This is a genomic window from Bacteroides sp. An19, from assembly GCF_002160215.1.
In the GTDB taxonomy this organism is placed as follows: Bacteria; Bacteroidota; Bacteroidia; order Bacteroidales; family Bacteroidaceae; genus Phocaeicola; species Phocaeicola intestinalis.
In genome coordinates this window covers 19,521-45,188 of the sequence record NZ_NFKD01000035.1, presented here as the reverse complement: position 1 = coordinate 45,188, position 25,668 = coordinate 19,521, and the positions used below count along the sequence as shown (strand labels likewise).

20 protein-coding genes and 1 pseudogene are annotated in these 25,668 nt (G+C 46.9%); 9 read left to right on the top strand and 12 right to left on the bottom strand.

The window, feature by feature from the left end:
* Positions 1-230: 230 nt before the first annotated feature.
* Together B5F25_RS13120 and B5F25_RS13115 are read left to right on the top strand one after the other, a co-directional pair.
* Positions 231-581, top strand: coding sequence for a CidA/LrgA family protein (locus B5F25_RS13120; protein ID WP_022039627.1), 351 nt, complete (start codon positions 231-233; stop codon positions 579-581).
* On the top strand, positions 562-1,257 hold the full coding sequence (locus B5F25_RS13115) for an LrgB family protein (protein ID WP_022039626.1): 696 nt from the start codon (positions 562-564) through the stop codon (positions 1,255-1,257). The genes B5F25_RS13120 and B5F25_RS13115 overlap by 20 nt, the downstream gene beginning before the upstream one ends.
* Here the strand turns inward: B5F25_RS13115 and B5F25_RS13110 are convergent.
* Positions 1,226-1,423, bottom strand: a complete 198-nt coding sequence (locus B5F25_RS13110) for a hypothetical protein (RefSeq protein ID WP_087250033.1) — start codon at positions 1,421-1,423, stop codon at positions 1,226-1,228. The two genes, B5F25_RS13115 and B5F25_RS13110, sit on opposite strands and share 32 nt — an antisense overlap.
* A gap of 398 nt (positions 1,424-1,821) precedes the next feature.
* Here B5F25_RS13110 and B5F25_RS13105 point away from each other — a divergent pair, with 398 nt between their 5' ends.
* Entirely contained in the window at positions 1,822-2,793 is a 972-nt protein-coding gene (locus tag B5F25_RS13105; RefSeq protein WP_022039625.1) for a type I phosphomannose isomerase catalytic subunit, read from the top strand.
* 132 nt (positions 2,794-2,925) lie between these two features.
* Positions 2,926-4,200 (top strand): acetylxylan esterase, encoded by a 1,275-nt coding sequence (locus tag B5F25_RS13100; protein WP_239466183.1) that lies wholly within the window; start codon positions 2,926-2,928, stop codon positions 4,198-4,200.
* A gap of 165 nt (positions 4,201-4,365) precedes the next feature.
* Here B5F25_RS13100 and B5F25_RS13095 read toward each other — a convergent pair whose 3' ends face one another.
* The 3 genes from B5F25_RS13095 to B5F25_RS13085 all read right to left on the bottom strand — a co-directional run bounded on the left by B5F25_RS13095 (position 4,366) and on the right by B5F25_RS13085 (position 8,239).
* A complete protein-coding gene (locus B5F25_RS13095; protein ID WP_191764811.1) occupies positions 4,366-5,832 on the bottom strand; it encodes an MFS transporter in 1,467 nt (488 codons plus the stop codon).
* Positions 5,833-5,893: 61 nt separating this feature from the next.
* On the bottom strand, positions 5,894-6,814 hold the full coding sequence (kduI, locus tag B5F25_RS13090) for a 5-dehydro-4-deoxy-D-glucuronate isomerase (protein WP_087250031.1): 921 nt from the start codon (positions 6,812-6,814) through the stop codon (positions 5,894-5,896).
* Positions 6,815-6,850: 36 nt separating this feature from the next.
* Entirely contained in the window at positions 6,851-8,239 is a 1,389-nt protein-coding gene (locus B5F25_RS13085) for a PTS transporter subunit IIC (RefSeq protein ID WP_087250029.1), read from the bottom strand.
* Positions 8,240-8,516: 277 nt separating this feature from the next.
* Here B5F25_RS13085 and B5F25_RS13075 point away from each other — a divergent pair, with 277 nt between their 5' ends.
* Complete coding sequence (locus B5F25_RS13075; RefSeq protein ID WP_087250027.1) at positions 8,517-10,619, top strand: pectinesterase family protein; 2,103 nt, start codon at positions 8,517-8,519, stop codon at positions 10,617-10,619.
* Between the two features lie 87 nt (positions 10,620-10,706).
* Here B5F25_RS13075 and B5F25_RS13070 read toward each other — a convergent pair whose 3' ends face one another.
* From B5F25_RS13070 to B5F25_RS13050, 6 genes and pseudogenes are all read right to left on the bottom strand, one after another.
* Positions 10,707-12,431 (bottom strand): pectinesterase family protein, encoded by a 1,725-nt coding sequence (locus B5F25_RS13070; protein ID WP_087209237.1) that lies wholly within the window; start codon positions 12,429-12,431, stop codon positions 10,707-10,709.
* Positions 12,432-12,450: 19 nt separating this feature from the next.
* Positions 12,451-13,563 (bottom strand): alpha/beta hydrolase family protein, encoded by a 1,113-nt coding sequence (locus tag B5F25_RS22490; RefSeq protein WP_239414079.1) that lies wholly within the window; start codon positions 13,561-13,563, stop codon positions 12,451-12,453.
* A gap of 33 nt (positions 13,564-13,596) precedes the next feature.
* Positions 13,597-14,556 (bottom strand): annotated as a pseudogene (gene pelA, locus B5F25_RS22485) (pectate lyase); the annotation flags it as partial.
* 98 nt (positions 14,557-14,654) lie between these two features.
* Positions 14,655-16,112, bottom strand: coding sequence for a pectate lyase (locus tag B5F25_RS13060; RefSeq protein ID WP_140406940.1), 1,458 nt, complete (start codon positions 16,110-16,112; stop codon positions 14,655-14,657).
* A gap of 13 nt (positions 16,113-16,125) precedes the next feature.
* Positions 16,126-17,703 (bottom strand): pectate lyase, encoded by a 1,578-nt coding sequence (locus B5F25_RS13055; RefSeq protein ID WP_087250023.1) that lies wholly within the window; start codon positions 17,701-17,703, stop codon positions 16,126-16,128.
* A gap of 315 nt (positions 17,704-18,018) precedes the next feature.
* The gene (locus tag B5F25_RS13050) at positions 18,019-19,263 is read right to left on the bottom strand and encodes a TonB family protein (protein ID WP_239414077.1); all 1,245 of its coding nucleotides are present in this window, start codon (positions 19,261-19,263) and stop codon (positions 18,019-18,021) included.
* A gap of 208 nt (positions 19,264-19,471) precedes the next feature.
* Between B5F25_RS13050 and mscL the strand changes: the two genes are divergently transcribed.
* On the top strand, positions 19,472-19,897 hold the full coding sequence (gene mscL, locus B5F25_RS13045) for a large-conductance mechanosensitive channel protein MscL (protein ID WP_022039613.1): 426 nt from the start codon (positions 19,472-19,474) through the stop codon (positions 19,895-19,897).
* 183 nt (positions 19,898-20,080) lie between these two features.
* Positions 20,081-21,487, top strand: coding sequence for a glycoside hydrolase family 28 protein (locus B5F25_RS13040; protein WP_087250022.1), 1,407 nt, complete (start codon positions 20,081-20,083; stop codon positions 21,485-21,487).
* A 127-nt stretch (positions 21,488-21,614) separates the two neighbouring features.
* Here B5F25_RS13040 and B5F25_RS13035 read toward each other — a convergent pair whose 3' ends face one another.
* Positions 21,615-22,016: a DUF6249 domain-containing protein gene (locus B5F25_RS13035; RefSeq protein ID WP_087250020.1), complete on the bottom strand. Its 402-nt coding sequence runs from the start codon at positions 22,014-22,016 to the stop codon at positions 21,615-21,617.
* A gap of 324 nt (positions 22,017-22,340) precedes the next feature.
* Between B5F25_RS13035 and B5F25_RS13030 the strand changes: the two genes are divergently transcribed.
* Positions 22,341-22,904, top strand: a complete 564-nt coding sequence (locus tag B5F25_RS13030; protein WP_087213288.1) for an RNA polymerase sigma factor — start codon at positions 22,341-22,343, stop codon at positions 22,902-22,904.
* Positions 22,891-23,244: a hypothetical protein gene (locus B5F25_RS13025; RefSeq protein WP_022039609.1), complete on the top strand. Its 354-nt coding sequence runs from the start codon at positions 22,891-22,893 to the stop codon at positions 23,242-23,244. Before B5F25_RS13030 ends, B5F25_RS13025 begins: the two co-directional genes overlap by 14 nt.
* 119 nt (positions 23,245-23,363) lie before the next feature.
* On the opposite strand, the gene B5F25_RS13020 is transcribed toward B5F25_RS13025, so the two are convergent.
* The gene (locus B5F25_RS13020) at positions 23,364-25,661 is read right to left on the bottom strand and encodes a glycoside hydrolase family 2 (RefSeq protein ID WP_087250018.1); all 2,298 of its coding nucleotides are present in this window, start codon (positions 25,659-25,661) and stop codon (positions 23,364-23,366) included.
* Positions 25,662-25,668: the final 7 nt, after the last annotated feature.

The following is a 25,668-nucleotide window of genomic DNA, read 5'->3' as shown; positions in this document are numbered from 1 at the left end:
TTTTGTATTGCCGGATGACCCTGATTCCGGGCTTCCACCGCCTTCCTCCGCCCTTTTCGCTACGCTCCAAGGACGGAGGAAGGCGGTGGCGGAGTTGCACTTCTAACTTGACGGTGGGGAGAATTTTAATATGTTTGACAGCAGGAAAAATAAAAAAGCCCGTTTCTGTACAAGATAACACCAGAATGTTTACCTTTGCGTCCGTTTTCAATAGTTAAAGTTTTTAGGATATGGTTCGTCAGTGTTCAATTTTATTTGGATGCCTTGCGCTGGGGGAACTGGTAGTTTACCTCACGGGAATCCACCTGCCTTCGAGTATCATCGGGATGCTTCTGCTCACGTTGTTCTTGCAGCTGGGATGGATTAAGCTGGAATGGGTACAGGGGCTGAGCAATTTCTTGGTTGCAAACCTGGGTTTCTTTTTTGTTCCTTCGGGAGTTGCGTTAATGCTTTATTTCGATATTATCCGGGCGCAGTTCTGGCCCATAGTCGTTGCTACGCTGGTCAGCACAGTACTGGTATTGGTCGTTACAGGTTGGGTACATCAAATCGTCAGAAAACATGGATTTTTTCACAAATAAGTTCTTTTTGCTTGCCATTACTTTCGGGTTTTATTTTCTTTCGAAAGTGATACAGAAGAAGACGGGATGGCTCATTCTGAATCCCATCCTGTTGGCTATCGCATTGCTGATATGCTTTTTGCAATGTACGGACGTTTCTTACGAGACTTATTCCGAGGCAGGATCGCTGGTCGAGTTTTGGCTGAAGCCTGCCGTGGTAGCATTGGGGGTTCCCTTGTATTTGCAGTTGAAAATGATAAAGAAACAGCTTATGCCGATTCTCATTTCCCAGTTGGCGGGTTGTGTGGTAGGGCTGGTTGCCGTAACGGTTATTGCCAAGGTGATGGGGGCTTCGCCCGAGGTGATCATGTCTTTGGCTCCGAAGTCGGTTACGACACCGATTGCCATGGAAGTGTCGAACGCCGTAGGCGGCATTCCTTCCTTGACCGCAGCCGTAGTGATTGTAGTAGGGCTGTTTGGTGCCATCTGTGGATTTAAGGTGTTGCAGGTGGGGCATGTAGGAAGCCCTATCGCACAAGGCTTGTCGATGGGTACGGCTTCGCATGCCGTAGGCACTTCGCGAGCAATGGAAATAAGCGGCAAATACGGTGCATACGCCAGTCTGGGGCTGACATTGAACGGTATTCTGACCGCCTTGCTGGCTCCTACCATCCTGCATCTGCTGGGACTTTATTAGAAGCTGTTTTGAATTTCTCCAAAAAGTTTTTCTTGGCTTGATGTATCCGTTTTCGTGTGTGCTTTGGGCGATTTTTTGGTCCTTTTCGCTCCTGTTCTTCGTCAGATAGCCCGCTATCTTCCTCATCACAGAAGCGAAAATGCCTCAAAAACTCATCCCAAATCATCGCACGATAAATTCAAAACAGCTTCTTAACCGTTTCTTCTGTTATGCACAAGTTATCAACAGGCTGTTCATAACTGTTGATAACTTGTGCATAGCCTTATGGCGGGCAAAAGTCTCGGTTGATTTTGTGTGATGCAGTTACTTGCGGAGCAGGGCGCAACTATATACATTGCGTGCTATATATAGTTGCGCGGATAAATGCAGATAAGTGCATGGTTGGTAAGATTATTAATCTTCCGGCTGTAAGATTATTAATCTTACGCGTGCAAGATTATTAATCTTGCAGAAAGGTCAGTTATCTGGTGCGTTTGTCCTGTAAAACCATCCGAATGTATTTCGCAATTCCATAAGTTTTCTTACCTTTGCCGTAGTAATAAATTAACCTAATCTTTTAGTTCTATGTATCCATTAAAGTTTAAACCGATTTTAAAATCGACCATTTGGGGAGGAGAGAAAATCATTCCGTTCAAACACCTTGATATCCAGCAAGAGCAAGTAGGAGAAAGTTGGGAAATCTCGGACGTTCCGGGTGATGAGTCTGTGGTGGCAAACGGTGCTGACGCAGGGAAAAACCTTACACAGATGGTAGATGAATATAAAGCGGCTTTGGTAGGGGAGAGCAATTACAAACGTTTCAACGGCAAATTCCCTTTACTTATCAAGTTTATCGATGCTTGCCAGGACTTGTCTATTCAGGTGCATCCGGATGACGAACTGGCGATGAAACGTCATCAGTCGCTGGGCAAGACCGAGATGTGGTATGTTATCGGCAATGATGGCGGAAAAGCCCATTTGCGTTCGGGCTTGTCAAAGCAGATTACGCCCGAAGAGTATGCGCAGATGATTGCCGACAATACTATTTGTGACGCGCTTGCCGACTATGCGGTTCAGCCGGGTGATGTGTTCTTCTTGCCTGCCGGACGTATCCATAGCATCGGAGCCGGATGTTTTATCGCCGAAATCCAGGAGACTTCGAACATTACTTACCGTATTTATGATTTCAACCGTAAGGACAAGAACGGCAATACGCGCGAACTGCATACCGAGCTTTCGAAAGATGCCATCGACTATACGGTGAATGAAGATTACCGTACGCATTACACGCCGAAGCAGAACGAACCGGTAGAACTGGTGGCGTGTCCTTATTTCACCACTACGGTGTACGACTTGACCGAACCGATGGAAATGGATTATAGCGAGCTTGACTCGTTTGTGATTTATATCTGTATGGAAGGGGCTTGTAGTGTGACCGACAATGAGGGCAACCAACTTTCGCTTCAGGCAGGCGAGTCGGTATTGTTCCCGGCTACTACCCAGAAGCTTTCGGTAAAACCGGAAGGGCAGGTGAAATTCCTTGAAACTTATGTTTGATAATTGCGAGTATAAATGAAAGGTTAAGGCGCAAAAGAAAGTGTGTGGTTAAGAAAACATACTTTCTTTTGCGCCTTTATTGTGTATAAATGTAAAATGATGAATACGAAAAATTGGTTTATCTCTGTATGGATGTGTTTGCTTGTATGGGCGGTCACACCTCTTTTTGCGGAAAATTATCCTTATCGTAGTGATGTGCTGTGGGTAACGGTACCCGACCATCCCGACTGGCTTTATCAAGTGGGCGAGCAGGCAAAGGTGGAGGTGCAGTTTTATAAATATGGTATCCCTCAGGATGGAATAGAAGTGGCTTATGAGCTGGGAGAGGATATGATGCCGGCACACCGTAGCGGAAAGGTTGTGCTGAAAAACGGACGTGCCGTCATTCAGTTGGGTACGATGAATCAGCCCGGATTCCTGGATTGCCGGCTTACGGCAACCATAGACAGGCAGACCTACAGACATCATGTAAAGGTGGGATTCTCTCCTGAAAAATTGCAGCCTTATACACAGCTCCCTGATGACTTCGACGCGTTTTGGGAAAAGAATTTGGCTGAGGCTGCCAGGTGTCCGATGGAATATACCATAGAGCCAGCTCCCGAATATGCTTCGGAAACGACCGAATGTTTTCTGGTCAAGTTGCAATGTTTCCGTCCCGGTTCGTATGTATATGGTTATCTGACCCGTCCCAAGGCTTCGGGCAAATATCCCGTGGTACTTTGTCCTCCGGGTGCGGGAGTAAAGACCATTAAAGAGCCTGGGCGTCATATTTATTATGCCGAAGAAGGATGCATCCGTATGGAAATGGAGATTCATGGACTGAATCCGAAAATGACCGGCAAAGAGTTTAAGGAGATATCGGCGGCTTTCGGCGATTACCTGACGTTCGGTATTGATGACCGCGAGAATTATTACATGAAGAAAGTCTACATGGCATGTGTGCGTGCCATCGATTACCTCACTTCTTTGCCCGACTGGGACGGGAAGAATGTTATCGTACAAGGCGGAAGCCAAGGCGGGGCACTGGCACTGGTAACGGCTGGACTGGATAAGCGTGTAACGGCTTGTGTGGCAAATCATCCGGCATTGAGTGACATGGCAGGATATAAGGCAGGACGTGCCGGAGGTTATCCTCATTTTTTCAAGCGTTATCAGGATATGGATACACCTGCGAAAATCCGTACTATGGCCTATTATGATGTGGTCAACTTTGCCCGGCGCATCAAGGTGCCGGTCTATATGACATGGGGGTATAACGACAATACATGCCCTCCTACTACCAGCTACATTGTTTATAATGTATTGACCTGCCCCAAGGAGGCGCTGATAACCCCCATTAACGAACACTGGACTTCGGAAGCAACAGAATACGGACATCTGAAATGGATTCAGAGACATTTAAGGTAACCGTTGTATTGGGATTCAGTCTGTGAATGTGTTCTGGGACTCAAAGAATATCTTCTGAAAAAAGCGTGCCTGCATACTATGAGAACAATAGTAGTGCAGGCACACCGAAAATGAAAACCAAAATGTGCAAAAAATTAGAAACGGTTTCTAAATCCGTCTGGCGGATTATACTTCTACCAGTTTATATTTAGGTACCATGATCTTCATCATAATCCAACTGAACAGGTAGGCGAGCGATGCTACGATGAATACAATCATGTAGCCGGCATCGATACCCTGAAAACCAAGGAAAGACATGTTGGTTTCTTTCGAATAAGTAAATAGCAAACCCGAGCACTGGTTGAAAAGCAAGCAGCCTACACCACCTGCCATACCACCGATGCCTGTAACGGTAGCTACGGCCGATTTCGGGAACATATCACTTACTACTGAATAGACATTTGCACTCCAACTCTGGTGTGCTGCACCGATGATACCGATGATGATAATCGGATACCAGCAAGAAGCTGCACCGGTCGACTGGGCAAACAAACCTATCAATGGGAAGAACGAGAAAATCAGCATGGCTTTCATTCTGCCTTTATAGGGGTCCATTTTTTGCTTTTCAACAAAGAATGTAGGCAGATAACTTCCGTAAAGCGACAACATCGAAATCAGATACAGTGTAAAAATCAGCATCATTCCCATGGTAGAGTCTGAACTGTATCCGTATACATCACGGATATATGCCGGAGCCCAAAACAGGAAGAACCACCATACACCATCGGGCAGGAAACGTCCGAAGATGACCGCCCATGTCTGGCGGAAAGTGAAGCATTTCCAAAGTCCGATTTTCGGTCCGTCATTATTGTCTTTGCTGACCGTATTTTCGGCTATTGCATCCTGTTCGATGTATTCAAGTTCAGCTTTGTTCACATGCTTGTTGTCACGTGGCTTGTCGTAGAATTTGTAGAACAAAATCATCCAGAGCAGCCCGACTCCACTCATTACGATGAATGCCATTTCCCAGCCGAAAGCACGTGCAATGCCCGGTATGATGAACGGGGCTACCAGAGCACCTACTTGTGCACCTGCATTGAACAAGCCGGTAGCGAAGCCACGGTCTTTCTTCGGAAAATATTCGGCAGTAATCTTGATGGCTGAAGGGAAATTGCCCGATTCACCGATGGCAACAATGCACCGCATGAATACAAACAGCCAGACACTGACAGTTGATACCGCCAGTGCGATATTTCCAGTAGCTTTGATGGCGGCAAGGTTTTCGCGTGCGGCTCCGAAAGTGAACATCCAGTCGCCACTTACGATGCCATTGGTCAGTATGCCGGTAAAAGCATGTAAGAATGCACCCACTACCCATGTGCCGAAGGCAATGAGATAACCGCGGCGCGTACCTACTTTATCGATAAACTTTCCGATGAACAGCATACTGATGGCGTAAACTAACGAGAATACACCCGTGATGGTTCCATAATTGGCATCCGACCAGTTCAGTTCGGGAGCGATAAAGTCTTTATAGGTAAGCGATAGAACCTGGCGGTCCATATAAGTTGCTGCAGTAGCCAAGAATAGCATGCTACAGATTACCCAGCGGTAATTGCTCATCTTCGCTCCGGTATTAGTTGAATTGTTCATGGTATTGAATCTTGTTTTTATCGTTTAGATAGTTTTTAGTTAATAAATGACGGGAGGGTGCTTATCTCATTTCTGTGTAAGAAATCTTGTCCATATCTCCGTAGTCCAGGTTCTCACCAGCCATACCCCAGATGAACATGTAGTTGCTGGTGCCGGCTGCTGCATGGATAGACCATTCGGGTGACATGATAGCCTGTTCGTTGGCAAGCCATACCAGACGTTCTTCTTGTGGTTCGCCCATTAAGTGGCAAATCATGTTGCCTTCAGGAACGTTGAAATAGAAATACGCTTCGATGCGGCGGCTGTGGGTATGTGCAGGCATGGTGTTCCATACACTGCCGGGTTTCAGTTCGGTCAATCCCATTTGGAGTTGGCACGGGCCTTCTTCCAGTACGTTGTTCACAATCAGCTGGTTGATGACACGGTCGTTGCTTTCTTCCATTTTTCCGGCAGGGAATGAGTTGGCTTTCAAAGAGCCTTTGCGTCCGTCGATGGTAATCAGTTGTGTCTTGTACTCTTTATGTGCCAGTGCCGAGTTGATATAGAACTTGGCAGGCTTGCTGGCATCTTTGCTCTTGAATGTCACATTTTTGTTTCCACGGCCAACGTACAGGGCTTCTTTGAATCCCAGTTCGTATTCTTTGCCATCTACGGTTACGATACCTTCGCCACCGATGTTGATGACTCCCAGTTCGCGGTTGAACAGGAAATAAGGAGCTTTCAGTGCATCAAAGGTTTCCAGTGTCAGTTCTTTGGTTGCGGGAACGGCTCCGCCGAAGATGAAGCGGTCGTACATGGAATAAGTCAGGTTGATTTGGTCGGCAATCATTACTTTTTCCATCATGAAACTGTTACGAAGTCTTTGTGTGTCGTATGTTTTTACATCTTGGGGGTTGCATGCCGTTTGCATGCGTACGTTTACTTGTGCATTTGCCGATAAAGCGGCTGCACCTAACATCATTGCAATTGCTAATTTTTTCATGTTGCTTTCGTTTTTTATAGTTTGTTTTTTTATTGATTATTCAGCGTTGCGGCTTTCCTTGATAATCCGGCGTCGGTTAAAGATTGCCAAAGCCAGTGTAAAGGCAACAAGGATAATAGAACCTACAATCTTCATATTATATACAAGGTGGAAAATAGCCCATGAGAAGAGGCTTGAGGCAAAGTCGAGTGCACCTCCTTGGAACCCTTCGGGTATTTTTACGGCAGAGTCTTGTGTCTTTACATATACGTCTTGTGCGGCTTGGGTAAAGAAAGGAGCCAAATCGGTAACGAAATAGAGTCCTACAATCAAAGCTACCAGGCCGATGATGAATGTTTTCAATACGTTGCCTTTAGTGATGGGAAGGACCGCCGGAAACAAGTAGAACATACCAGCCAGCGAGGCAAGCGGCAAGAATTGGTTTCCGGGAAGTATAACCGATAAAAATAAAGTAACAGGAATCAGTAACAACGAGACAACAAGCGTTGTAGGATGGCCGATGACCAATGCAGGGCTCATACCAATGTTCAGTCCGCTTGCATTCTTGAATTTGCGGGCAATTAATTCACGGGTGGCATCCGAGATTGGGCGCAATCCTTCAATGAATAATGAAGTGATACGTGGAATCAATTCCATTACAGCTCCCATCTTAATGCCCAGTCCCAAAATGGCAGGAATGTTGTCGACCAGCTGCTTGCCGCTTTCACAAGCTAATGCACCAATGCCGCATCCCACGATGACACCTAGAAAAAGAGGTTCACCCATGATGCCGAATTTCTTTTTCATGCCTTCCGCATCGATGTTTAATTTTTCAAATCCGGGAATTTTATCCAGTGCCTTATTGATAACTACGGCAAAGGGTACAAAACCCTGGCAGAAAGGTTGAGGGATGGAGATGCCGTCCATCTTGTCGTAATAGGTCTGGAATTGTTTGCAGGTCAGGTCTGTCATTACCAAAGTAATAATGTAGCAGATAATGGCGGCAAAAAATCCCCACCAGATATTGTCTGATGCGAAATAGACCACAGCACCGATAAAAGCAAAGTGCCAATAGTTCCACAGGTCGATGTTGACGGTTTTGGTTGTTTTGGTCAGCAACATCACGATATTGACTGCAAGGCATACAGGAATGATGAAAGCACCTACAGATGTGTTGTATGCAACTGATGCAGCAGCAGGCCATCCCATGTCGAAGATACCTAGACTTAACCCATAGATTTCGGTGACTCGTTTCAGTGGTTCTCCCAGGCTGCTTGTCAACAAAGCGGTCACTACCGATAATCCTACAAAACCGACTCCGACGAGCAATCCGCTCTTGAGTGCTTTCCCGAATTTAATTCCGATACATACTCCTAAAATTGTAAAAATAATAGGCATCATCACCGCTGCTCCCAGACCGATGATATAGCTAAAAACCTGTTCCATACGTTACGTTTCTCTTTACTATAAATACGTTTATAAGGTTAATAATGAATGTAATTGCACCAAATGTACGGTCTTTTCTTTTAATTTGCAATTGATTTGGCAAGAAATTGCAGTATTTGTCGAAATTTTCCGTTATCGTACACGATAATTCTTGTTTCTTGAATAAATAATCCACTTTTAAGCCCAGAAAATCCACATGGCCCATCTACTTTTTCTTTACTTTTGTAACTGTTAAGGGAGTGTGGGCATTCATGCAAAAACAAATAAAAAACACGTTATGAGAAACAAGAGCTTTTTAGTTATGATGTTGGGGGTTGTGTTGGCAACTTTGGGTAAAATTCAGGCAAAGACCGATTCCTTCGAGCCGCAGAAGCCTTGGTCTGTCCGTATGGCAGAGTCGGAAATGGTAAGAAATCCTGAGTCGTGGCAACTTGATTTCCAACCGTCATTGAAATGGGATTATTGTCATGGGCTGGAATTAGGGGCTATGTTGGATGTGTACGACCGTTATGGCGACAACCGTTTTTTCGAGTATGCTTTGGCTTATGCCGATACGATGGTTAATGCAGACGGGACAATCAAGAAATACAAGGTAGAAGAATATAGCCTGGACCGTATCAATTCCGGAAAATTCTTGTTCCGCATTTATGAACAGACTAAGGAACCGAAGTACAAGAAAGCCTTGGATTTGATTCGCACACAGTTCGATGGACAGCCTCGCAATGCTGATGGAGGCTTTTGGCATAAGAAAGTATATCCTCACCAAATGTGGTTGGACGGTATCTATATGGGGGTTCCTTATTTGGCGGAGTATGCTTACCGGAATAATGAACCGGAAGATTATCAAGAGGTTATCAAACAGATAAAGTTGGCTGCGCGTCATACGTACGATTCAGAGACGGGCTTGTTCCGACATGCTTGTGATGTAAGTAAGACAGAAAAATGGGCGGATAAGACTACCGGTCAGTCGCAGCATTGCTGGGGACGTGCGTTGGGATGGTATACAATGGCAATCGTTGATGTGCTTGATTATCTTCCGATGCATGAACCGGGACGTGACTCATTGCTGGTGATACTGAACCACGTTGCCAAGACGTTGAAAAAATATCAAAGTCCGGAAGGATTGTGGTATCAGGTGATGGATCGTAGTGGTGATGAAGGAAATTATTTGGAGTCGTCCTGCTCTACGATGTTTGTCTATTCCCTCTTGAAAGCAGTGCGTAAGGGATATATCAGTTCTTCTTATTTCAATACGGCGCGTAAAGGTTACGAAGGCATTTTAAATCATTTTATAAAGGTGGACGAAAATGGGTTGGTGTCGATAACCCGTGCTTGCGCAGTTGCCGGACTGGGAGGCAAGAATTACCGGTCGGGTGATTATACCTATTATATAAATGAGAAGATTCGTGACAACGACCCGAAGGCTGTTGGACCGTTTATTCTGGCAAGCCTGGAATGGGAAAGTCTTCCTAAGGAGCAACGTCGTTTTGCCGAACCTAGAACGTTGATGGTGGCTCAGGATGGTTCGGGCGACTTTACTACTTTAAAAGATGCTTTGGAGTCGGCAAGAGCTTTTATGGATTATGATGTAAAGATTTATGTCAAGAATGGTGTTTATCGTGAAAAGCTGGTTGTGCCTTCGTGGCTTCAGCACATTGAGATTATCGGTGAAGATGCTGGCAAGACAATAATAACGAATGCCGATCATGCCAATATGAACAAAATGGGTACTTTCCGAACCTATACGGTGAAAGTAGAGGGCAATTACATCACGTTCCGTAACATAACTATTGAGAATAATGCACCCCGCTTGGGACAGGCTGTAGCCTTGCATACAGAAGGAGATTGCTTAAGATTCTATAATTGCCGGTTGTTGGGCAATCAAGACACAGTCTATACGGGGACAGAAGGAACTCGTCTTTATTTCGAAGGGTGCTACATAGAGGGAACTACTGATTTCATCTTTGGTCCTTCTACTGCTTGGTTCGAGGGATGCACCATTCACAGTAAAGCCAATTCGTATGTGTCAGCAGCTTCTACTCCTGCCTATATTTCTTATGGTTATGTGTTTAATAAGTGCAAACTGACTGCCGATGCCGGTGTAAATAAAGTCTATCTGGGACGTCCGTGGCGTCCGTATGCTTCTACCGTATTTATGAATTGCGAGTTGGGCAAACACATTGTTCCGGCAGGCTGGCACAATTGGAATAATAAGGAAAATGAGAAGACTGCTCGTTATGCTGAATACGGAAACACCGGTGAAGGTGCAATAACCGGCCAACGGGTCGGATGGGCAAAGCAGTTGACCGAAAAAGAGGTAAATGACATAACTTTGGACCGTTTTTATTTTATGTCAGGAAATTGGAATCCGTGCGAATAAAAGTCGTATAACTGTAAGAACTAATCAGGAGTTAAAAGTCAATAACCTTGTAGGTTTGGGCTTTTAACTCCTGATTAGTTCTTACAGTTACCGCTTGATGTCTGTCAATAGGGCATTGCCATTTTTAAGAGGATTCCATCCATCGTTTCCTGCCAATACCTTTTCGGGCTGGTATCTTGTGATGTCAGTCAGTTGGTGGCTATAGGGTACTCTAGTATTTGGGCTTGCTCCTTCGCCAGTGCTTTTGTATTCAGCGAAGAACGCGGTTTTTTCATTCGATGCTTTACCCCAGTTGTTCCAGCCTGCCGGAACAATGTGTTTGCCCAATTCGCATTCTATGTAAACCACTTGGGCATAGGGACGCCAAGGACGAGCCAGATAAACTTTGCTGGTTTCCTTGTCTGAAGTCAGGCGGCAGTTCCAGAATACATATCCATAGTCTTTCCCTTGGTCGGTAGAGGGAGCGGTCACATAGCCATCACCTAAGCTTCGTATCTCGCAATTTTTGAATAAGGCAGTGCTCCAGCCAAAGATGAAATCGACAGTGCCTTCTATGTAGCATTCCTCGTAGTATTGTCGGCTTTCTTTGCCATAGGTGTAGAGTGTGTCTTGGTTGCCCAGAAAACGGCAATGCCGGAAATAGGCACGATCGCCGTCGACAAAACATGCTACAGCTTGCCCTACCTTTCCTGCCGTATTGGCAAAAGTGATGTTTTCGGCATAAAAGTCGGGAGCGTAAATGTAGACGGTAGATGAACCGGAGGTAGACATTTCTTCGCCGAAAATATTTTTCTTCGAGGCATAATTGTCATCAGTGATTATGGCTCCCTCTTCGCCGATAAGTGATACATTGATTTTTGAGGCAGGGACGATGACACGTTCTTTGTATTCGCCTTTCCGTACAAGAATGGTAGTGCGATGTTTTTTGCGGAAATCGGGTACGGCATTAATTGCTTCCTGAACGGTGAAGAAATCGCCGCTACCATCTTTTGCTACTACAAAATCATAATAACGTACGTACTTGCCCAATTCGGGAATTTGCTTCTCGATGGCTTGTACGGCAAGTCTGGCTACCTGTCTGGCACCGTATACGTTGAAATGGGTATTGTCTTGGCGTCCTTTGGGGCAAGCGGGTGAAACACCTGCCGGAATCCACATGAAAAGTCTTTTTGAACCTTCTACGCCCATTGATTCTACCAGTTCCTTTGTGGCACGGTTGAGATCGATGAATACTACATCCAGTTCTTTTGCCACATTGCGTGGCGAGTCAAGATATTTTCCATGGGTATCTATCAGCGTATCTCCTTCTTCGATGGCATCTGTCTTTTCGGGACGGAGGTCATCAGCAGCAATCGCATTGGGGTTTTCACCGAAATTGCGGCGTACTACAGAATTAAACAAGACGGGAATACCTCCTTTTTCGCGTGTCTCACGTACGAATTTCCGGAGGTTTTCATCGAAAGTTGTACCTGGTTCGGTATGACGGTCAGGGTTCGTTTTCTCGTCATTATGTCCGAACTGGATAAATACATAGTCACCTGGGCGGATTTTGTTTACCACTTCTTCCCAGTGTCCTTGGTCAATGAAACTTTTCGAGCTTCTTCCGTTTAAAGCATGGTTGTCTACGCGTACGTCTTCGGTGAAAAATCCTCCTAAAACGTGTCCCCAGCCTCGTTCTAAATTACCGGCATCCAACGATTTATTGGCCATGGTGGAATCACCTATCATAAAAATCGTGATAACCCGGTCTGACTTGAATGCTGACAGGAACAGAACTGTCAGTAAGATGCAGAACAAATGAACTTTTTTCATAAAATGATGGTATATGTTTTCAATGGTTGAATTCTTTATTGAAAAACTCTAATACGGCTTGCTGGATTTCTTTGCTGCAGAAATGGGGCAAGTCGTAGAGTTGGGTATGGAGGTGTTTATCGGCTCCCTGGCTTTCCCATACTTTGTGCAGGATTTCGTATGCAGACTTTACCCCGTCTACCGGAAAAAGTTTGTCTTTCAGTCCGTTGGTGAATAACATTGGCTTGGGACAGGCGATGCTTGCTACGTGTGGATAATCCATGTAACGCCGGAGGTTCGGGATAATCATGGCGTATGCCGAACCACCTTTGTTCTGGTTGTTGGTTAAAGTCATCAGACTATCGGTGGTATTCATCCAGCATACGGCAGCTCCGGCTTTTACGGCATCGGTGGCCGCCATGGTCATCCATGCCCGATGTGCTCCCATAGAGAAGCCCATTGTACCGACTTTTTCCTTATCGACATTAGGAAGAGAACTCAAGAACTCAGCACTTCGGATATCGTCCCACGTGATGAGTGCTCCCCATGACATGCCCATCTGAAGCAAATTAGCAGATAAAGCTTGTTGCGAATCGTAGCGTGGATATTCTTTTCGTCCGCGTTCGCCCCAGAACAAGGCATCTACTGCCAGCACGATGTATCCGTGTTGCGCCAGATAATCACCTACGTATTGTCCGTCGTAGCAACGTGTTACCCAATCGTCTGCATCTGCTTGTACGACTTCTGATACGTGAAACGGACGTACCATCTTTTCTTTTCCGATGGTGAAATGTGCACCATGGTCGTGTAGTAGCAGGATAGCAGGAAATGGACCTTTTCCTTCAGGTACCAAGAGGTATGCCGGCACGCGAGACCATTTGGAAATATTAAATACGATTTTTTGTGCCGTATAGCCCTCACGTTGCTCACTCTCGATGACTTTCATATCGAAGGCAGATTCGGGAGGTGCAGGCTGCATGCATTCCAGCAATTTCCGGCGTGCCTGTTCACGCCAGCGGCTGAAATCTTTTTCTGGTGCATTGCCCCACGCCAGTGGATAGGTGAGTGTTTGCTTCAGTTCTTGGTAGAAGATAGGCATATCGTTTATGGTTTCGTAGCCTGTGTATGCCTGTTCTGCCTCTATTTTTTTTATCCATGCCGGATAAGCTTGTAAGATGGCTTCGGGAACGTATGTGTACCATGCATAGCCTACCCGTCGTTCGGGTGCTACATCTTTCAGCTGATAGACTTTTTTCCCATTGCGGTTAGCCATGAAGGGACGGTTGGTATCCAGTTCGTAAAAACGAGCCCAGATGCGTGGAGCTTTAGCGTCTTCCACGACAATTCTGTCGTAGGGATATTCTGCGTTGGTGATTTGCGTTTTGTCTATGGGTACCTTTTCGATGCGGATACCTTGGATTGCTGATTTTTCCAGCCAGGATATGCCGGCTTTTACGGCATCTATGACCGGAGGTGTAGGGTGAGGAATGTGCATCAGCAGGCGCAGGATACTACAGCTTTCGCTCGAAACCAATGACGGAAGTTCGAAGCTGCGGGCATGTGTAGGGAGCAATGTCTTGTTGTCGTGTTGCTGTCCCCATACAGTTTTGGTGCCGTTCTGTACATATTGAGTATGCAAAATCATGTCGATTCCCTTCCAAAATGCCTGGTGGATTTTTTTCCTCATTGTGTCGTCCAGCCAGGTGTAATGGATATCTCCTTCGTTGATGCGTAAAAAGAGTTCCAGTACACCGGTGGTCACCTCATCATTGTATGTGATGGCATCTACGTCCCAGCCGCGCCAGCCTCCGTTTTTCTTTTGAGTTTTAAGAAGGTAGCTCAACCCTTTGAGAGCGGCATCTTTGTAGCGTGCCTGTCTGGTCAGCGTATATACATGGGCAAGATAATCGATTTGTGAGTACGTATTGCGGTTGTCCAGCGTACTGCGTTTGTATCGGTCGCTTAATGTGCTGTATACCGAGTCGGGCGGCAGAATGGCCAGCCAGTCGATGTTTTTGGGCCATCCGCCGTCTTGATTCTGGTAAGCAATGAAATTGTTGGCTATTTCCTTGTACTGTTCAGGGGCATAGCGGGCATAGTTGCGGACGGGATGTCCCAGATTCCAGTGGTGGATGCCGTCATCCATACTTTTTAGTGAGGGGATATCTTGTGCGTGTGCGAAACTTGCCAGTCCACATATCAGCAGGCATAGTAATTGGTTTTTCATGGCTTAACTCTTACTTCTCAGTTTTTCGGATATAAATGGTTAACCAAACCATTCAGATAAACTTCCAGATTGGTATAGTCGGTACTCAGGCTGTAAACAGCCCCATCCGAGGCGTCGTTGGGGTTTAAGCCGTGTTGTTTTTCCCATTCATCGGGCATTCCGTCGGTATCAGTATCAATAGGAGCAGTGTCAGACTGGTATTCATCCCATCCGCCTACATCGCTGGGTTGGTCTATCATGCCGTTAGTACTTCCGTGGCTTCCTTCATAATGATAGATGCCCTGCCGGGTTTCGTCTACGATACGTTGGTCGTATGCATCCCGTTTGAAAGAAGCTCCTGCGTATTGCAATACGGCTTCATAAGCTTCGTGTGCCGGTTGGAGCGAAGTATGTTCGGCTATATCGAAGGGGGAATCGGATAAGTAAGTTGTTTTGTCTGCGGTTTTGTCTTTTAAAATCAACCCTACGGTATTGTCCTTGTTCACCTTTTGCATGTCTTTCCGTTGCTTTTCGCTCAGCTTGGTGCATGAATCATCCATGTAGTTCCCGTTCAGATAGAAAACACCGTGAATACCTTTTGTATTGGAGTTCGTTCCGTCATCGGGATATGCTGTAAACAAACGTTTGTATGAGGAGACCGTAGCGGTATAGGGACCGGGCTTATAGTAATTGTTCAGGAAATTATACGAACCTCCTTCGCCCGCGTATGCTCCGGCACTTCCGTAATTGTAGATGACATTGTTGAACAATTCCACCCGCTCTTCTTCGGGCTTGCCTGTATAGCGGCTTCCGCATAGGCGGGGCGTGCGGTTGGAGTGATGTGCCAGCAGATTGTGGTGGAACGAGGCGGGCTGTCCTCCCCAGATGCCTCCATAGCCGTGCTTGCCTTTTTCGTGGATGGAGTTGAGCAGGCTTTCGCTGGCGATGCACCATTGCATCGTGAAGTTCCGGTTATCGTAGAACGTGGCACATTCGTCCGTGCTCCAGCTCATCGAACAATGGTCGATGATGATATCCAGGTGGTTATTGAATCCGTTCATGGCATCGTTCCCTTTTTGCTTGATGTCCGCTCCCATGCGCGAACGGATGAAGCGGATGATGACGTTGTCCGCCTTGATTCCCAGCGTATAGTTTTTCAGGCAGATGCCGTCGCCCGGAGCGGTCTGTCCGGCAATGGTCAGGTCTCCGTTATTGATATAGAGTGGGGATTGCAGTTCGATGATGCCGCTTACGGCAAATACGATGGTGCGCGGTCCTTTCTTGCGGATTGCCCAGCGCAACGTGCCTTCCGACCCGTCGTCTTTCAAGGAATTGACGGTATATACTTTTCCGCCTCTTCCGCCGGTAGTATATTTCCCCGCACCGTCGGCTCCGGGGAATGCCGGTACGCGGTCGGTGGATGCTGATACCGGTAAGGCGCATAACGAGAGCGCAATCAGGCAGGCGGCTGTTCCGAGTTCTCTTTTCAGGTTCATATATAATAAGGTATTAAGGGTTAGGATATAAATCTTCTACTAAGCTATTCAGGTAAACCTCCAAGTTGGTATAATAGGGGCTGAGGTTGTATTTGGCTCCGTCCGAAGCATCGTCCGGGTTCAAGTGTTGTTCCTCTTCCCATGCATCGGGCATGCCGTCTCCGTCTGTGTCTGCCGGAGCTGTGCCCGGTGCGTAATCGGGCCATCCGCCTACGTCTTCGGCACGGTCTATCAGTCCGTTCGAACTTCCGTTGCTTCCCTCGGCGGTATAATTCCCTTGGCGCACGTTATCGACAATACGCGCGTCTACATCATCCCGGACGAGCGATGCTCCCGCATGAGCCAATACCCATTCGTAGGCATCTTGTGCCGGTTGGGTGTATTCGTCCGTATCGGGAGTGATGAGGAAGGCTTCTTCCGACCGGATGGCTTCGATGCCTCCTTCGGGCAAGGGGCAATTGTTTTCATTGGGATGTATGCCCGACCAGTTATCTGCATTGACTTCCGCTATCAGTTTTTTGTAGTTCTCGGGCAAGTTGGGGCAGGTATCATCAAAATAGTTTCCGTTTACGTAGAAGGTTCCCCATACGCCTTTCGGGTTTTGCTGGCTTCCGTCATCCCCGTTAGGCTGGAAGATGCGGTTGACAATGCCTTTCTTCGTACAGGTGGAAGGTCCCGGCTTGTAATAGTTGTTGATGAAATTGTACGAGCCTCCTTCGCCCGCATAGCCTCCGTTGGTCGGTCCCCAATTATAGAATACGTTATTCCGCAGGTCGATTTGCTCCTTATCGGGATTGCCCGTGGTGCGGCTTCCCGAAAGGCGGGGCGTACGGCTGCTATGGTGTGCCAGCAGGTTATGGTGGAACGAGGCAGGTTCTCCTCCCCAGATGCCTCCGTACCCATGCCTTCCTTTGCTATGCTCGGAGAGCGTAAGGCTTTCGCTGATGATGCACCATTGTAGGGTGAAGTTCTCGTTATTATAGAAAGAGGCACACTCGTCGGTGCTCCAGCTCATCGAGCAATGGTCTATCACGATGTTTTTCCGTCCTCTGCCCCACACGGCATCGCCTCCGTCGGCTTCGGTTTCCGTCAGGTTGTCCGATCCCATGCGGAAACGGATAAACCGTATGATGACATTATCTGCATTTACTACAACCGGATGCCCTTTCAGGCAGATGCCTCCTCCCGGTGCGGTTTGTCCGGCAATGGTTACATCTCCATGATTGATTTTAAGCTCTTGGCTTAATTCGATAAGCCCGCCCGTGGCAAAGACGATGGTACGCTTTCCCGATTGGTTCAATGCCCAGCGCAAGGTGCCCGTAGAGCCGTCATCGGCAAGGGAAGTGACGGTATATACCTTCCCTTCCGCTCCTCCGGAAGTAAAGCGTCCGGCTCCGAAAGCATAAGGAAAGGCGGGGGTTGCGTTCCGGTCGGGAGCGGGATAGTCGGGCAATTCTTCTTCGTCCGGCTCCGGTTCAGGTTCTTCTTGTCCGGGCTTTTCTTGCTCAGTTTTAGGGGATGTATCCGCACAGGCGGTAAATAAGCTAAAGCTAAATGCCATGGCAAGCCAGACTGGTTTCGTATGTTTCATAAAAGATGTTTTTGTTTTTGTATCAAAAGTACGCCTTTTTCGTGTGGTAGAGGGGGAAATATTGGTTTTTATATACCATATTTTGAACTAGGGCAGGATGGACTTGAATGGGAGTTTTAACGTATACGGCTTCATTTGCCTGCGAAGCTGTATGTGTCGGTTGATGAAACTTGCTTCGTAAGGCGATGAAGCCGTATGCGTTTATGTTTTCGCAATAGTTGCATCGCTTGTAAGATTATTAATCTTACAGCGTGAAGATTAATAATCTTTCAGCATGAAGATTAATAATCTTACAAGCAAGGCAGTTATGTGCTCTTATTTATCCTTGATTCCGAACAGCCAACGGAAGAAGCGGACAAAGATGTTGCGTTTCTTAGGCTTTTGTTCCGTTGCTTGCTGACCGGTAGAAATTTGTTCCAGCGAGTCTTTCGGTGCGATGGAGTCGGTAGGTAGCAGCAGGCTGTCTTTCTTCAGAAGTAACGAGTCGACCCCGATGTTCAGTGAGTCGGCTGGTAAAGATAACGAGTCTTTTTGTAGCCGGATTGAATCTGTACGCAACGAATCCGCCAATACTTTCCGGAGCATGTGCAAGGAGTCTATGGCAAGCGAATCGGTGCGGAGCGAGTCAACAGTCAGCGTGTCGCGGTGCAAGATGCTGTCGGCTTGTGCTGGTATTGGTCGGTGCTGTATAGGTTTCGGACGTTCTATTTTGAACTGTATGGGTACCGAGTATTTGCAGCGTACTGTGATTCCGTGGTCTTTTGCCGGAATCCAACGAGGCATTTGTTGGATAAGGGCTAGTGCCGCCGTGTCCATTGTAGGCTCCAGGCTACGTACAATGGTGGGTGAGGTGATCCGCCCGTTTCTTTCTACGACGAATTGTATTGCCACTACTCCTTCCAGACTGTCCCGTTTGGCACGTTCGGGGTATTTCAAATTCCTTTTTACATATCTTGTAAAGGCTTTCATTCCTCCTGGAAATTCGGGCATCTGTTCGGCAGAGGCATAGATACGTACCGAACTTTTGGCATACATTGTGATGGGGAGTGGTTCGTTCGGGTATTGCAGGAACTGTTGGATGGGAATAGAGAGGTTGTCCATCCCGTCGGCACGCACGGTCACCGGATGGTTGAAGTCGGCATCGATATGGAATAATCCGATTTCGTCGGTCGTAGTTCGCCGTCCTGTTCCCAGGATGCTGATGATAGCTCCCGTTATCGGTTCACCGGTATCAGAACTTACAATGCCTTCGACGGGGAAGGTCTGCTGGCTTTGCTTGAATGCTACAATATCTTGTGGGCTGTCCAGATAGAATGTCCGGGTAGCGTTTTCAGCTTCAAGGGCGAACGAGGCGACCGATTTATTGCGGTCGGTTGGAAAATATAAGTTTGCCGTACGGGTATAACTATCTTCGGTGGCATACCGGAAGGTAATGATTCCCTGTGCATCCCCGGTATACTCCTGGCTTCGTCCGGAAATTTTCAGAATTATGCCCGGCTGGGGTTGTCCGTTCGACTTCAGGACGGTAATACGGAATGTTGTTTCCGTTTCTATTCCCAACAGGTTTTGCGGTAGGATTAATGCAAGGCACATCAATAGTATGTGTCCTAATGTGTATAGTCTTCTGTTCCGGTTCATAATCATAGGAAAATAGCGGTGCAAAGCTACGAGTATTCTCTTTCATTTCAAAGTTTCTTGCCTGATTTCTGTTTCCTGTGTTTGATTTTATTATCTTTGTGCACGTAAACGGATTCAAAAACGGAGCAAGATGAAAAAGACATTCGACGAGTTTAAGAAATTTGCCATGCGGGGAAATGTCATCGACATGGCGGTAGGTGTCATTATTGGCGGTGCTTTCGGCAAGATCGTGTCATCGCTGGTAGGCGATGTAATAATGCCGGCGATAGGTCTGCTGGTGGGAGGTGTGAATTTTTCTGACCTGAAGTGGGTTATCAAGCAAGCGGTAGTGAAAGACGGAGAAGTGGTCACTCCCGAAGTGGCGCTTAATTATGGAAACTTTATCCAGGTGACTTTCGATTTTCTGATTATCGCTTTGGCGGTATTCTTTTTAGTGAAAGGCATCAATGCATTGACTCGGAAGAAAGAAGCCGAGACAAAGACTCCGCCTGCTCCTCCGGTAGATATCCAGTTGTTGACCGAGATACGTGATTTGTTGAAAGAAAAGAAGAATTAAGCGATATAATTAGAAGTTAAAATTAGAAGTTAAAGAAGTGAGAAGGAGTTATCGCCCGCTGAAACGGGCTTGGAGTTAAAAGCTAATATCCGGTTATGGCTTGCATAAGTAAAAGTATTGGCTTCTAACTCCTTGAAGCAACTCCCTTTTAACTCCTGATCTTAACCAAATAATGAATTATTTATGAAAACATTATTGATTTCCCTGCTGGCTTTTGCGGGTTTCTCCTTGCAGGCTTCCGAACCTGTTGACTTTGATAAGGCTTTTGCCCAATCGGTAAAAATCGAACAACAAATCAAACTTACTCATTTTCCCGACAGGGTGTACAATATCGTAGATTTCGGTGCAAGGCCCGATACACCCGAAGAACCTTGCCACGAAGCTATCAATCAGGCGATTATAACTTGTAGCCAGGAAGGAGGAGGCACGGTATTAGTTCCTAAAGGAACGTTTTATACCGGTCCGATAACCTTGAAAAGCAATGTAAACCTGCATGTGGAGGAAGGGGCTATACTGAAGTTTTCTACCGTTCAAGAACTTTATTTCCCTGCAGTTATTACCCGTTGGGAAGGATTGGATTGCTATAATGCTCATCCGTTGATTTATGCGTATGGCGAAACGAATATCGCGCTGACCGGTAAGGGAATCATTGACGGGCAGGGCTCGAACGAGAATTGGTGGTATATGTGTGGTGCACCCCGTTACGGCTGGAAAGAGGGGATGCGTAGCCAGAAGTTGGGAAGCCGCGAGCGTCTGATGGGCTATGCCGAACTGAAACGTCCGATTTACGAACGTGTAATGACTCCTGAAGATGGACTGCGACCTCAACTGGTTAATTTTTATTCGTGCAATGCCGTGCTGATAGAAGATGTGACTTTGCTGAACTCGCCCTTTTGGGTCATCCATCCTTTGTTTTGCGAGAGCCTGATTGTACGGGGCGTGAAGATATTCAACCGCGGTCCGAACGGGGACGGATGCGACCCCGAATCGTGCAAGAACGTGCTGATAGAGAATTGCCGTTTCGATACGGGAGACGATTGCATTGCGATTAAATCGGGACGGAACGAAGACGGGCGGAAATGGAACATCCCGAGTGAGAACATCGTTGTGCGGAATTGCGAGATGAAGAACGGGCATGGAGGCGTGGTTATCGGAAGCGAGATATCGGGCGGATACCGCAACCTGTATGTGGAAGATTGCGTGATGGACAGCCCGCAACTGGACCGTGTCATCCGTATCAAGACCAGCACCTGCCGGGGTGGTGTGATAGAGAACGTGTTTGTGCGGAATATCAAGGTAGGGCAATGCAACGAGGCGGTGTTGCGCATCAACCTGAAATACGAGGAGCGCGAGCAATGCAACCGGGGATTTGACCCGACGGTGCGCAATGTTCACCTGAAGAACGTGACCTGCGAAAAGAGCCGCTACGGCATCGTGGCTATCGGGCTGGACGATGACAAGCATGTATCCAACGTATCGCTGGAGGATTGTCACTTTAATAATGTAAAGGAGAACGGGAACCGCATCGAGAACGTGAGCGATATCACGATGAAGAACCTGTACATCAACGGGAAACTCTTTGAGAATTAAGAATGAAGAATTAAGAATGAAGAATCGCTTCGCCTGCATGGGATTGGCTAACGCCGAACGTTGTTTCTTCATTCTTAATTCTTAATTCTTCATTCTTAATTCTTCATTCTTAATTCTTCATTCTTAATTATTCTTCGTTCTTTTTATTCAGCTTCAGTTCTACAAGGAAAGCGACTATCAGTCCGATGCCTCCGCCTATCAGGACGCTGGCTCCATAGATAAGGGAAACGGTTTCGTTTACATGATGGTCGTAGTTTGAGAAATATGCCGGTTGTGTGTTGTAGACGATGCAATAGCCGGCAATTAGACCCAGCCCGATGCCCAAGAACAAGCAGCCCATGCGCAGGGCAGAGAAGAAACCCGAAGGAGAAGAAGAATTCGGATATTTCACTTTTTCTTTGTCCAGCAATTCGGAAGGTAGTTTTTCAATCAGCATGATTCGTTCTTTCCGTTTGGCATAAAGTTCGAACAACTTGTACATCACTCCAAAAATAATAGCCACATTGGCAACAATCATTAATTCATCCATATTATTATCAGTTTTATTTTGTTTCTTTGTTTCTTTAGACGCAAGTGGATGCGGAAGGTTACACCAAATGATAAAGATATTTATGAAAAAGAATGTCCGCAAACTTCCAGTAGAAACAAGCATATACTTGTCTTTGCCTTTAAAGATACTTGCATGGTCATTGCTTTATATATATGTAGCCAGTTGCAGATATATAAAGCTATAAAGGAAGAATATCGCGTTGGAGGGAAATGGTGTATATAGAACTATTGGACTATCATATACGAGAATTTTTTTCACCGATAGTTGTAACCTCTTTCTTCTGTTTGCGTCTAAAAGTATGAAATGAATACGAACGAGTCACATATCATCGCACAGGTGTTGGCGGGGAAAACCGAAGCTTTCGCTTATTTCCTAGATACATACGGACAACAGATTTTTACGTTGATTGTCCGGATGGTATCATCTCCGGAAGACGCCGAAGAACTGACGCAAGACACTTTCATGAAAGCCTTCCGCCACCTTGGCTCGTTTACAGGAGGCAGCAGTTTTTCTACGTGGATATACCGCATTGCCTACAATACTGCGCTTTCGGCATTGCGTAAGAGGCGTGAAGAAGTGCTGGCGATAGATGATAAGCAATGGGAGCGGGTTTCCGAAACAGAGGTGGACGAAGCACTGGATGACGATTCGGAAGACCGTGTTGCCCGTCTTCAGGAAGCCTTGCAACAGCTTGCTCCCGAAGAACGTGCCATCATCACTTTTTTTTACGAAGAAGAGAAGAATATCGATGAGATAGCGCATATCTTGAACCAAAGCGTTAGCAATATCAAGGTGAAACTGCACCGTATACGCAAGAAACTCTATCTATTAATGAACAAAGGAGAAATAAGCTATGACAACAGATAAAGGACTGAAAAAAGCACTGGGCAAACAATCGTCATACCGCTTGCCAAGTAATTTTACATATCGTATGATGCAGCAGGTGCGCGAGGAGGCCTTTGCACGTGAACGTCGGGAGGAACACCGTCTTTGGTGGGCATTGGCTGTATTTTGTTTGTGCACATTCTGTGGTGTGACCTATTATGTTGTTAAGTTGTATGGCGCATCCATAGTTCGTTGGTGGCATTCGTTGTCGTTTGCATTGCCTTCAGTCAATGCTGTCCTATTTTTCCTGCCTACGCTGGTGGCACTTCTTTGTTTGGGGAGATTGTATTGGTGGCTGGAGAAGAAAATGCAAAGTAATTAAGACAAGGAGACAAAGTCTGCCCTGTCTGATAGCAGGGGCGGCCTTTGTCTCCTTCTTGTGGAAAATCCTTTCAGTTAAGAAGCTATTTTGAATTTGAAACAGGCTTTAATTCTTGTCAGTTATTCTTCGTAAATCGAACGGGCATCTGTCCGTTTTTCAACACCTTTGTTCTGCTTGCTGAAAAAAGAAAGCAGGTCTTGTTTGCTGACGGTTCCGGTGGGGACAAAGTCTGCCGAATTCATGTATTGTGTCAGACTATAGAGCAGTTGCTTTACCTCAGGTTTCTGTTTGCTCTCAGTCGACAAGAGGTCTATTGAACTCATGATGAGTTTGCCCTTTCCGTATTTAGTTTCGAAGACGGAGGCCAGTCGGCGATTGTTTACGAAATTGTCTGTTACTTCTATGATAGGTTGCAAATCGGGCAACGAATCCATAACCAATACCTTGGAGTGTTTAACCAGGTTCCACCATTGCCAGTCGCTATGCATCTCGGTAGGGAAATGCAGAAGTGCCGGATGTTTGGGGTCGCAAAGTATGCCCATGGTTCCTGCCTGTTTGGGGAAATGGACGGGGCTCCAGAACACCGGAAGGAATTTGCCTTCCAATCCTTCCAGTTTATCGGGACGTGGAGAGAGGAGGACTTTTTTCCCTGCTTCCAAAGCCGACAGTGCCTGGCTGATGTCTTGAGTCAGCACAACATCACCGGCATTCAGTTCCTTAAGTGGAGGATATACCCATATCGACCAGCTGTTTTCCCAATCTGTATCTTCGATGGTTGCTTTCAGGCAGAGCTGGGCTGCGTTTCGCACTTTCTCTAATCCGGCGTGTATTTCACCTGCGGAAGTGACGGTTCCTTTTTTGAAGGTACCGGCATCCAGTTTCCCTCGTCCCACTTCATATCCGGTCTTGTCTGTCAATTGCCACAGGATATGCTTGCCGCGGATGTCTTCTTTGTAATAGTTGGCTATTTCCACCTGTGCATGAAAGGTTTCGTCTGCCGTCCAGACCGCTTTTTCGAAACGGGCGAGCGGGACGACCGGTGAGCAGAACTGACGGAAATAACGTTCATCGGTCAGCTTCTTCGATTCCCAAAACGCATTGACCAGACCGACGAGTGCCGTGCCTTGTCCCGGGAAATCTTGCAGGCCAAGCAGTTGATAGCCGCTGAATTGCGGTGTTTTCATGGCACGTTCGATTTCTTCTTTGTAGAGTTGTACCGCAAATCTGCCTGAAGCTTGCAGGTAACGTTCGGCTTTGCCGGCAAGCCCTTTCTTTTCCAGGTCTTTTTGGATGGCTTTCAGGTTGAGCGGTTCCAAGGTGCCGGTGTAGTTCCCGATTTCTTTCATGTCCGGATATACCGAGTATTGCCCTATCTCGTGCGAAATCAGCGGGACTTTTATGCCTTCTGCCGCTTTCCGGTAGTCTTTGTTGAAGTTGGGTTCTTCGGCATCGAATACGCCTTGTCCGCGTATCCAGCCTTTGTCTGTCCATTGGGTAACGAAGAAGTCGTCTTCCGGTTCGGGTTGTGTGCCATGCCCTTGCTCGAAAGTGAATGTGGTGGTGGCATACAGGTGACGGTTATCTTGCCGTTTCATGTAGCCCACAAATGCGTTCAGAAACTGGAAGTCGGGCTGCAGCTCGTTGCCTGCGCTCAACATGCAAAAAGAAGGATGGTTTCCATACGCGGCAATGATGCGGTCGAACTCCTGGTATAGGAAACGGTTGGTGGCGGTGTCCTTTCCTACCGTAAGCGACCAGTTGGGCAATTCCACTTGCAGGTAAAATCCCATGCGGTCTGCTACCTTGAATGCGGCTTCGGGCGGGCAATACGAATGGAAGCGCAAGTGGTTCAGTCCCCATGCTTTGGCGGTAGAGAATACTTTTTCCCAGCCGGCTTCATCGGTCGGAGGCGTTCCGATCAGCGGAAAGATGCAGCATTCCAATGTTCCGCGCAGGAATACCCGGTTGCCGTTGATGGTAAGATAACCGTCGGTATGCCCAATCTCGCGCATGCCGAAAGTGGTTTCATAGCGGTCTGTACCCTGCCGGGTATGGCAGCTTGCCTGCAATGTATAGAGGGTGGGAGAGAACTCGTCCCACAGGCGCATGTCCTCGCCCAGTGCATATTCTTTTTCTATGCAGACCGTATCATGAGGGAATGCGGCCGGATAGGTTTGCGGCTCGTATGACTTGCCGGTCTCAGCGCAGTTAACTTGTAAGGTAATCTCTGCCTGGGTGGTTTGGGGATTGGTCCGCACCAGGACGGCTTTTACTTTTATCCGCTTGCCTGCGATGTCCGGATACACGTTTACTTGTTGTAGCTTGACATCGTTTTCCGCTTTCAGTTCCATGCGTCCCAACACGCCGTTCCATTTCACTTGTGTGTCTTCGGTATACGCATGTGCCAGTTCGCGCATGGAAATA

Excerpts from the sequence above, each read along its gene's own strand:
- kduI (WP_087250031.1), bottom strand. The coding sequence starts at position 6,814 with ATGAAAAAATTAGCAATTGCAATGATGTTAGGTGCAGCCGCTTTATCG.
- B5F25_RS13120 (WP_022039627.1), top strand. The coding sequence starts at position 231 with ATGGTTCGTCAGTGTTCAATTTTATTTGGATGCCTTGCGCTGGGGGAA.
- B5F25_RS13025 (WP_022039609.1), top strand. The coding sequence starts at position 22,891 with ATGACAACAGATAAAGGACTGAAAAAAGCACTGGGCAAACAATCGTCA.
- B5F25_RS13020 (WP_087250018.1), bottom strand. The coding sequence starts at position 25,661 with ATGCGCGAACTGGCACATGCGTATACCGAAGACACACAAGTGAAATGG.
- B5F25_RS13095 (WP_191764811.1), bottom strand. The coding sequence starts at position 5,832 with ATGAACAATTCAACTAATACCGGAGCGAAGATGAGCAATTACCGCTGG.
- B5F25_RS13040 (WP_087250022.1), top strand. The coding sequence starts at position 20,081 with ATGAAAACATTATTGATTTCCCTGCTGGCTTTTGCGGGTTTCTCCTTG.
- B5F25_RS13055 (WP_087250023.1), bottom strand. The coding sequence starts at position 17,703 with ATGAAACATACGAAACCAGTCTGGCTTGCCATGGCATTTAGCTTTAGC.
- B5F25_RS13110 (WP_087250033.1), bottom strand. The coding sequence starts at position 1,423 with ATGATTTGGGATGAGTTTTTGAGGCATTTTCGCTTCTGTGATGAGGAA.
- mscL (WP_022039613.1), top strand. The coding sequence starts at position 19,472 with ATGAAAAAGACATTCGACGAGTTTAAGAAATTTGCCATGCGGGGAAAT.
- B5F25_RS13085 (WP_087250029.1), bottom strand. The coding sequence starts at position 8,239 with ATGGAACAGGTTTTTAGCTATATCATCGGTCTGGGAGCAGCGGTGATG.
- B5F25_RS13070 (WP_087209237.1), bottom strand. The coding sequence starts at position 12,431 with ATGAAAAAAGTTCATTTGTTCTGCATCTTACTGACAGTTCTGTTCCTG.
- B5F25_RS13105 (WP_022039625.1), top strand. The coding sequence starts at position 1,822 with ATGTATCCATTAAAGTTTAAACCGATTTTAAAATCGACCATTTGGGGA.
- B5F25_RS13100 (WP_239466183.1), top strand. The coding sequence starts at position 2,926 with ATGTGTTTGCTTGTATGGGCGGTCACACCTCTTTTTGCGGAAAATTAT.
- B5F25_RS13115 (WP_022039626.1), top strand. The coding sequence starts at position 562 with ATGGATTTTTTCACAAATAAGTTCTTTTTGCTTGCCATTACTTTCGGG.
- B5F25_RS13035 (WP_087250020.1), bottom strand. The coding sequence starts at position 22,016 with ATGGATGAATTAATGATTGTTGCCAATGTGGCTATTATTTTTGGAGTG.
- B5F25_RS13030 (WP_087213288.1), top strand. The coding sequence starts at position 22,341 with ATGAATACGAACGAGTCACATATCATCGCACAGGTGTTGGCGGGGAAA.
- B5F25_RS13075 (WP_087250027.1), top strand. The coding sequence starts at position 8,517 with ATGAGAAACAAGAGCTTTTTAGTTATGATGTTGGGGGTTGTGTTGGCA.
- B5F25_RS13060 (WP_140406940.1), bottom strand. The coding sequence starts at position 16,112 with ATGAACCTGAAAAGAGAACTCGGAACAGCCGCCTGCCTGATTGCGCTC.